Genomic DNA, 6,459 nt, shown 5'->3' with positions numbered 1-6,459 from the left:
TCCTGACGGAACGCCCCGCTTAGTTTTTTATTCTTGCCGAATGTCTGCTGGCTGCTCTCGCCAGTTAATCGTTCGGGTGAATCTGCTTGGTGACGCTGCTTTTATCGTGGCACTTGATGCAAGTCGCGTAATGCCAGATCGCAGGAAGCGGAATCTTGTAGCCGTGTTTCTGGCCACAAGCCAGACATACCAATTCGCCTTGCTCGGGGATATTCATGTTGTGCTGCTACGTGAGGATGGTTGCTCGAAGTCGCGGAGCCGTCCGGCTTTTAGTTGATGGAAATCAATCTTTGACGGCAATCTGCTGACTGCCGACGATTTTACCCGGTAACGGGAAAGTACGCTGGCGGAGGACGTTTTGGTACCGCTGGGCTTGCGGCTCATGCTCGCAGAAATTGCAGGATGCGCAGGCGAAAGGTCCTCGTAGCACCTTCGCGAAAAGGTTTAGCCATGGAGCACCTAGGCAGAGGCGATGATGTAATGAGAATACAGCGAGGGACGCATGGCAACTCCGAAAGTGCCGGAGTTGCGGTATCGGCAAACTGAGCCGTCATGAGTGGTTCAATAAGCGCAATTGAGCGGAAAAATATCACTCGAGTGCACCACTCCCACCTCGGGCATTATCGACACCGTCAGAAAGTGTCAGACCAAAACAAAAAGTCCAGCACGAGGCTGGACTAGGTGTTTGATTCTTTTGGTGGCCCGGGGCGGAATCGAACCACCGACACAAGGATTTTCAATCCTCTGCTCTACCGACTGAGCTACCAGGCCAAGAGGCCGAATTATAGCAAGATAATTTTAGAATGCAAAGGGTGCTTCCACTTTTTTATCAAAAAGTTCGCCGGCTCCATATGGAGTGCGCTGTGCAGTCGCTTGAGGTTAATTATTTCCGGCTTTCTTTCTTCACCTTCCTTTGCTTTCCGATACTGCGTTCTTGTGACGGAGATCAAGGAAAGGCCTGCGGCGAAGGCGTTTATAATGCTTTCCCATGAACGGCACCTCATCCCATCCTTCTTCTCACGCCGCCGCGCGCAAGCCTGCGGGTGTGTCTTCACCTTCCGCTGATATCTGCATCGTCGGCAATGGCGCCATCGGCAAGACCGCCGCGCTGGCGTTGGCGCAGGCCGGTTTGCGCGTGACGCTGCTGGCGCCGGCTGCTGCAGCTTCCGGATCTGCTGCCGCCTCCGGTGCGGAACAAGCCAGTTGGGACGTGCGCGTCTATGCCGTCAACCAGATCGCGCGCGACCTGCTGTCGTCGATCAAGGTGTGGGATGCGCTCGACGCCGAGCGCGTGGCCGCGGTCGACGGCATGGACGTCACCGGCGACGATGAAAACCATCCGGGCCATCTGGTGTTCGACGCCTATGCGGCGCACGTCGATGCGCTGGCGTGGATCGTCGAGGATCGCAACCTGAACGCCGCGCTCGATGCGGCGCTGAAATTTTCTCCCAACGTGCGCGTCGTCAACGGCCGCGCCGTGTCCTTGCGCAGCGATCCGCACGGCGTCGCTCTGCAACTGGAAAGCGGCGACACGCTCGACGCCTCCTTGCTGGTCGGCGCCGACGGCGGGCAATCGTGGGTGCGCGGCCAGTGCGACATCGGCCTCGACTACCGCGCCTACGGACAGCGCGCCATCGTCACCAATTTCGCCTGCGAAAAAGCGCATCAGGGCGTGGCCTATCAATGGTTCACTGCAACCGAGGGCATCGTCGCACTGTTGCCGTTGCCGGGCCAGCGCGTGTCGCTGGTGTGGTCGGCGCCCGACGCGCTCGCCGAGACGCTGATGGGTTTCCAACCGGCGCCGACGGCGGGCAATCGTGGGTGCGCGGCCAGTGCGACATCGGCCTCGACTACCGCGCCTACGGACAGCGCGCCATCGTCACCAATTTCGCCTGCGAAAAAGCGCATCAGGGCGTGGCCTATCAATGGTTCACTGCAACCGAGGGCATCGTCGCACTGTTGCCGTTGCCGGGCCAGCGCGTGTCGCTGGTGTGGTCGGCGCCCGACGCGCTCGCCGAGACGCTGGCAACTTGCGCAGCATCTCGGCAAATACGCTGCGCATGCATTGGGTGGGTTGACGCCGCTGGAGCCGGAAGTGGTGCGCGATTTTCCGCTGACGCTGGTCAAGCCGCACGCCATGACGGCGCCGCGCGTGGCGCTGATCGGCGATGCCGCCCACGTGATCCATCCGCTGGCCGGTCATGGCATGAACCTCGGCTTCGCCGATGTGGTCGCCTTGCTGAAGGTCATCAACGAACGCGAGCCGCAACGCGATTGCGGCGACGCCCGCGTGCTGAGCCGCTATGCACGTGCGCGCAAGGAAGAAGTCCTGCTGATGCAACTGGCCACCGACGGCCTGGCGCGCCTGTTCGGCACCGGGCTCGAGCCGCTGCGCATGGTGCGCAATATCGGATTGAACCTGGTGAATCACTTGCCGGTCTTAAAGCGGCGTCTGATGGCGCATGCCCTCGGCAAACGGGTTTAATTGTTTTAATTTATAGTGTGACGACTTTGCACGGTGCAAGCCGGGACATACAGGCGTTTCAACTATCGTCTTCTTATCGGATCAGAACATGAAAAAGATTTTTGCACTTCCAGTCTTCCTCGCGGCAGCCGGCCTTTTGCTGGCGAGCGTGGGCGGCTCCGCTTTCGCGGCCGACGCGACTGAAGCCGCCATCAAGAAGGCGATCGAACCACGCCTGGGCGAAGGCGCCAAGGTCGAGTCGGTGAGCAAGACGCCGTATGCGGGATTGTATGAAGTGCAGGTCGACGGCGACGTGATCTATACCGATGCCAAGGCGCAGTACCTGTTCATCGGTCGCGTGGTCGATTCGCAGACTTACCGCGATTTCACCAAGGAAAAGATCCAGGCCATCAACAAGGTCAAGTTCTCCGACTTGCCGCTGGACCTGGCGATCAAGACCGTCAAGGGCAACGGCAAGCGCACCATCGCCGTGTTCGAGGATCCGAACTGCGGTTACTGCAAGCGTTTCCAGAAGACCTTGCTGGACGTCGACAACGTGACCGTGTACACCTTCCAGTACAACATCCTGGCGCAGGATTCGATCGAGAAGTCGCGCAACATCTGGTGCTCGTCCAACCCCGGCAAGGCCTGGAGCGACTGGATGCTGAACGGCAAGGAAGCCTCGGCTGCGCCGGCGTCCTGCAATGCGCCGCATGAGCAAGTGCTGGCGTTGGGCCAGAAGATGAAGATCACCGGCACGCCGACCATCATTTTTGCGGATGGCTCGCGTATTCCCGGGGCCATCGATACCAAGGGCCTGGAACAGAAGTTCGCCACGCTGAAGTAACCGTAAGGCGCTCCGCCGTCAGTATTTTGCTGCGGCCGTCAGGTTGAGATTTACTTGGCGGCCGTATGCAACTGCATCATTCCCGCTTCAAATTTCCCCTCGCACAACAATGGAATGGCATCGAGACTCTTCTCGATGGCGTCGTTGATGAGCGCCTGTTCTTCCTTGCGCGGACGATGCAGCACGAAGTCGGCCACCGGTTGCTGCAGGCCCATCGTGCGCGGATGGCCGATGCCGATGCGCAGGCGCCAGTAGTCTTGCGTGCCGAGCGCGGCGGTGATGTCCTTGAGGCCGTTGTGGCCACCGGAAGAGCCGCCTTTCTTGATCTTGGCGCTGCCGGGCGGCAGGTCCAGTTCGTCGTGCACCACCAGCACTTCGTCGGGCGCGATCTTGTAGAAGCGCGCGAGTGCGCCGACCGACTGGCCGGAGCGGTTCATGAAGGTCTGCGGCTCCAGCACCCAGACTTCCTGGCCGGCGACGGAAATCTTGGCGGCCAGCGCATTGAAGCGCGTCTCGCGTGCAAGACGAATGCCGCCGGCGAGATTGTCGACCAGCCAGAAGCCGGCGTTGTGCCGGGTCTGCTCGTATTCCGGGCCGGGATTGCCGAGGCCGACGATGAGGCGTATGGACATGCTGATAAAAAGTTAACAGGAAAGCGCAGATTATCGCGGATAACGAATCTACCCGTCCAATTCCGCCGTGTTTCCATCCCGGGTTGCCGTGTTTATTGCTGCAAATCCATTTATTTCGTGCATTTGGGGGCTGTCAAGATTGGCGCGTCCCCCTGAATTGCGTATCATCCAACGCTTGTTTTTCAATTCCCGGATTTCATTGTCATGTTGCCTTCCATCGAACAACGTTTAGCTCTCGAACTCGTCGCCAAGCCGGTGCAGGTTGCCGCCGCGATCGCCTTACTCGACGAAGGCGCGACCGTGCCTTTCATCGCACGTTACCGCAAGGAAGCCACCGGTGGCCTGGACGACACCCAGCTGCGCCTGCTGGAAGAGCGCCTGCGTTACCTGCGTGAACTGGAAGACCGCCGCACCGCGATCATCTCGTCCATCGAAGAGCAGGGCAAGATGACGCCGGTGCTGCTTGACGCCATCGTCCACGCCGAAGACAAGACGCGCCTGGAAGACCTGTATTTGCCGTACAAGCTCAAGCGCCGCACCAAGGCCCAGATCGCCGCCGAAGCCGGCCTGACCGAACTGGCCGACGCGCTGCTGAACGACCCGATGCTCAATCCGGAAGAAGAAGCGGCGAAATACCTCAAGCCCGCCTTCACCACCGACAGCGGCGACAATCCCGGCGTGGCCGATGCCAAGGCGGCATTGGACGGCGCCCGCCAGATCCTGATGGAACGCTTCGCCGAAGATGCCGAGCTGTTGCAGGCATTGCGCGAATACATCACCGAACACGGCGTGGTGGAATCCAAGGTGATCGAAGGCAAGCAGGACGCCGGTGAAAAATTCGCCGACTATTTCGACTACTCCGAAACCATCGGCACGATTCCGTCGCACCGTGCGCTGGCCTTGTTCCGCGGTCGCCGCGAAGAGATGCTGACGGTGGTTCTGCGTCTCGACACCGAAGAAGAAAAACCGAAGTGGGACGCGCCGCACAACCCCTGCGAAAACCGTATCGCCGCGCGCTTCGGCGTCAGCAGCAAGGGCCGTCCCGCCGACAAGTGGCTGGCCGACACCGTGCGCTGGGCATGGCGCGTGAAGGTGTTCATGCACCTCGAGACCGAACTGATGACCGGCCTGCGCGAGCGCAGCGAAGCCGAAGCGATCAATGTCTTTGCCCGCAACCTGAAGGATTTGTTGCTTGCCGCGCCGGCAGGGCCGCGCGCCACCATGGGCCTGGATCCGGGATTGCGCACCGGCGTCAAGGTGGCCGTTGTCGACGCCACCGGCAAGGTGGTCGACACGACAGCCATCTTCCCGCACCAGCCGCGCAATGACTGGGAAGGTTCGCTGCACACGCTGGCCAAGCTGGCCGAGAAGCATAACGTCTCGCTGATCTCGATCGGCAACGGCACCGCTTCGCGCGAGACCGACAAGCTGGCGCAAGAGCTGATCAAGATGCGTCCGGAACTGAAGCTGACCAAGATCGTCGTGTCGGAAGCCGGCGCGTCGGTGTATTCAGCCTCCGAATTCGCGTCGAAGGAATTGCCCGATCTGGACGTGTCGATCCGCGGCGCGGTATCGATCGCGCGTCGTCTGCAGGATCCGCTGGCCGAGCTGGTCAAGATCGATCCGAAGTCGATCGGCGTCGGCCAGTACCAGCATGACGTCGGCCAGTCGCAACTGGCGCGTTCGCTCGACGCCGTCGTCGAGGATTGCGTGAACGCCGTCGGCGTCGACGTCAACACCGCTTCCGCGCCGCTGCTGGCGCGCGTGTCCGGCCTCAACGCCAGCGTCGCGCAAAGCATCGTGTCGTATCGCGACATGAAGGGCATGTTCACCTCGCGCGCCGGTTTGCGCGAAGTGCCGCGCCTGGGCGACAAGACCTTCGAGCAGGCGGCCGGCTTCCTGCGCGTGATGAATGGCGAGAATCCGCTCGACGCCTCGGCGGTTCACCCGGAATCGTATCCGCTGGTGAACAAGATCCTGGCCGACATCAAGAAGGACGTGAAGGGCGTGCTGGGCGAAAGCGCCTTGCTCAAATCGTTGAGCCCGGCAAAATACGCCGACGAAAAATTCGGCGTGCCGACCGTCACCGACATCCTCAAGGAACTGGAAAAGCCGGGCCGCGATCCGCGTCCCGAGTTCACTACCGCGACCTTCAAGGACGGCGTGGAAGAAATCAAGGACCTGCGTCCCGACATGATCCTCGAAGGCGTGGTGACCAACGTCGCCGCCTTCGGCGCCTTCGTCGACATCGGTGTGCATCAGGACGGTCTGGTGCATATCTCGGCGTTGTCCAACACCTTCGTCAAGGATCCGCACACCGTCGTCAAAGCGGGCCAGGTGGTCAAGGTGAAGGTGCTGGAAGTCGACGAGAAGCGCAAGCGCATCGCGCTGACCATGCGTCTGTCCGACAGCGCCCCGGCCGCCGGCAGCAAGCCGGAGCAACGCGGCGATCGCAACGATGCACGTCGCCTGTCGCAGCACCAGGGCCAGCAGTCGCGTCAGCCGGCGGGGCTGAT

5 protein-coding genes and 1 tRNA gene are annotated in these 6,459 nt (G+C 61.0%); 3 read left to right on the top strand and 3 right to left on the bottom strand.

Features of this window, described 5'->3' with window-relative positions:
• Window positions 1-64: 64 nt before the first annotated feature.
• Window positions 65-217 (bottom strand): hypothetical protein, encoded by a 153-nt coding sequence (locus HLUSI_RS33450; protein ID WP_016834768.1) that lies wholly within the window; start codon window positions 215-217, stop codon window positions 65-67.
• 478 nt (window positions 218-695) lie between these two features.
• A tRNA-Phe gene (locus tag HLUSI_RS0115015) sits at window positions 696-771 on the bottom strand.
• A 217-nt stretch (window positions 772-988) separates the two neighbouring features.
• On the opposite strand from HLUSI_RS0115015, the gene HLUSI_RS34180 reads away from it, so the two are divergent.
• Window positions 989-2,485, top strand: a complete 1,497-nt coding sequence (locus tag HLUSI_RS34180; RefSeq protein WP_016834766.1) for an FAD-dependent oxidoreductase — start codon at window positions 989-991, stop codon at window positions 2,483-2,485.
• Between the two features lie 88 nt (window positions 2,486-2,573).
• On the top strand, window positions 2,574-3,311 hold the full coding sequence (locus HLUSI_RS0115000) for a DsbC family protein (protein ID WP_016834765.1): 738 nt from the start codon (window positions 2,574-2,576) through the stop codon (window positions 3,309-3,311).
• A 50-nt stretch (window positions 3,312-3,361) separates the two neighbouring features.
• Here HLUSI_RS0115000 and pth read toward each other — a convergent pair whose 3' ends face one another.
• Window positions 3,362-3,943, bottom strand: coding sequence for an aminoacyl-tRNA hydrolase (gene pth, locus HLUSI_RS0114995; protein WP_016834764.1), 582 nt, complete (start codon window positions 3,941-3,943; stop codon window positions 3,362-3,364).
• Window positions 3,944-4,147: 204 nt separating this feature from the next.
• Between pth and HLUSI_RS0114990 the strand changes: the two genes are divergently transcribed.
• Window positions 4,148-6,459: Tex family protein (locus HLUSI_RS0114990; protein ID WP_016834763.1), on the top strand; the 2,312-nt coding region annotated here is incomplete at its 3' end.

The organism is Herbaspirillum lusitanum P6-12 (assembly GCF_000256565.1).
GTDB classification, from domain to species: domain Bacteria; phylum Pseudomonadota; class Gammaproteobacteria; order Burkholderiales; family Burkholderiaceae_D; genus Herbaspirillum; species Herbaspirillum lusitanum.
This window is presented reverse-complemented; position numbering and strand designations above follow the sequence as displayed.

Coding starts and splice junctions, on each gene's coding strand:
- HLUSI_RS33450 (WP_016834768.1), bottom strand. CDS start 217: ATGAATATCCCCGAGCAAGGCGAATTGGTATGTCTGGCTTGTGGCCAG.
- pth (WP_016834764.1), bottom strand. CDS start 3,943: ATGTCCATACGCCTCATCGTCGGCCTCGGCAATCCCGGCCCGGAATAC.
- HLUSI_RS34180 (WP_016834766.1), top strand. CDS start 989: ATGAACGGCACCTCATCCCATCCTTCTTCTCACGCCGCCGCGCGCAAG.
- HLUSI_RS0115000 (WP_016834765.1), top strand. CDS start 2,574: ATGAAAAAGATTTTTGCACTTCCAGTCTTCCTCGCGGCAGCCGGCCTT.